Below are 1693 nucleotides of genomic sequence, written 5' to 3'. Positions count from 1 at the left end.
AGGGAGAGAAGAAAAATGACAAAAAAACCATATAAAGTAATGGCTCTATCAGCACTTATGGCAGTATTTGCAGCAGGAAATATTATGCCGGCTCATACGTATGCAGCTGAAAGTACAGTGAAACAAGCTCCAGTTCATGCGGTAGCAAAAGCTTATAATGACTATGAAGAATATTCATTAGGACCAGAAGGCTTGAAAGATGCAATGGAAAGAACAGGTTCAAATGCTTTAGTAATGGATCTGTATGCTTTAACAATTATTAAACAAGGTAATGTTAACTTTGGAAATGTATCGACTGTTGATGCAGCTTTAAAAGGAAAAGTGATTCAGCACCAAGATACAGCTAGAGGAAATGCGAAGCAATGGTTAGATGTATTAAAGCCACAGCTTATTTCAACGAATCAAAACATCATTAACTACAATACAAAATTCCAAAACTATTATGATACTTTAGTTGCTGCGGTAGATGCAAAAGATAAAGCGACTCTTACGAAAGGCCTAACTAGATTATCAAGTAGTATTAATGAAAATAAAGCGCAAGTGGATCAGTTAGTAGAAGACTTGAAAAAATTCCGAAATAAAATGACGTCGGATACGCAAAACTTCAAGGGTGATGCAAATCAAATTACATCTATATTAGCTAGTCAAGATGCAGGAATTCCGCTTCTACAAAATCAAATTACAACGTACAATGAGGCAATTAGTAAATATAATGCAATTATTATCGGTTCATCTGTTGCGACAGCTCTAGGACCAATTGCAATTATTGGTGGTGCAGTAGTTATTGCTACGGGCGCAGGAACACCGCTAGGAGTCGCATTAATTGCAGGTGGTGCAGCAGCTGTAGGCGGTGGTACAGCTGGTATCGTATTAGCGAAGAAAGAACTTGATAATGCACAAGCTGAAATTCAAAAAATAACTGGACAAATTACAACTGCTCAATTAGAAGTAGCTGGGTTAACGAACATTAAAACACAAACTGAGTATTTAACAAATACGATTGATACTGCAATTACAGCGTTGCAAAACATTTCAAACCAATGGTATACAATGGGATCGAAATACAATTCTTTACTTCAAAATGTGGATTCAATTAGTCCAAACGATCTTGTTTTCATTAAAGAAGATTTAAACATTGCGAAAGATAGCTGGAAAAACATTAAAGACTATGCAGAAAAGATTTATGCTGAAGATATTAAAGTAGTAGACACGAAAAAAGCATAATTGAATACGAATCGTTAGAGCGTTAAGTGTTGATGAATGATTTGAAGCTCCTGTTCAGTTGTGAGCAGGAGCTTTTGATATCCTTATAAAGAGAATAGGTGAAAAATATGCAGAAACGATTTTATAAAAAATGTCTTTTAGCGGTAATGATTGCTGGGGTGGCAACGAGTAACGCATTTCCTTTACATCCTTTTGCAGCAGAACAAAATGTAAAGGTGCTACAAGAAAATGTGAAAAACTATTCTCTTGGACCAGCAGGATTCCAAGATGTAATGGCACAAACGACATCAAGTATATTTGCAATGGATTCATATGCAAAATTAATTCAAAATCAACAAGAGACGGATTTAAGTAAAATAAGTTCGATTAATAGTGAATTTAAAGGGAATATGATTCAGCATCAAAGAGATGCAAAAATTAATGCAGCATATTGGTTAAATAATATGAAGCCTCAAATTATGAAAACAGA

Annotated in this window: 2 protein-coding genes; both read left to right on the top strand. The window is 34.9% G+C overall.

Going from position 1 to position 1693, the window contains the following annotated elements; all coding sequences use genetic code 11:
* Positions 1 to 15 precede the first annotated feature (15 nt).
* Positions 16 to 1224: a non-hemolytic enterotoxin NHE subunit B gene (gene nheB, locus ACQGS6_RS27980; RefSeq protein ID WP_000162975.1), complete on the top strand. Its 1209-nt coding sequence runs from the start codon at positions 16 to 18 to the stop codon at positions 1222 to 1224.
* Positions 1225 to 1331: 107 nt separating this feature from the next.
* The coding region (locus ACQGS6_RS27975) for an HBL/NHE enterotoxin family protein (protein WP_426965992.1) at positions 1332 to 1693 on the top strand (362 nt) is incomplete at its 3' end.

Source organism: Bacillus sp. GMs2/2 (genome assembly GCF_050172095.1).
Lineage (GTDB): Bacteria > Bacillota > Bacilli > Bacillales > Bacillaceae_G > Bacillus_A > Bacillus_A cereus.
The sequence above is the reverse complement of the archived record's forward strand: the minus strand, read 5'-3'. Positions and strand labels throughout refer to the sequence as shown.

What these genes read in the sequence shown, in the direction of transcription:
- nheB (WP_000162975.1), top strand. Translation starts at nt 16, where the DNA reads ATGACAAAAAAACCATATAAAGTAATGGCTCTATCAGCACTTATGGCA.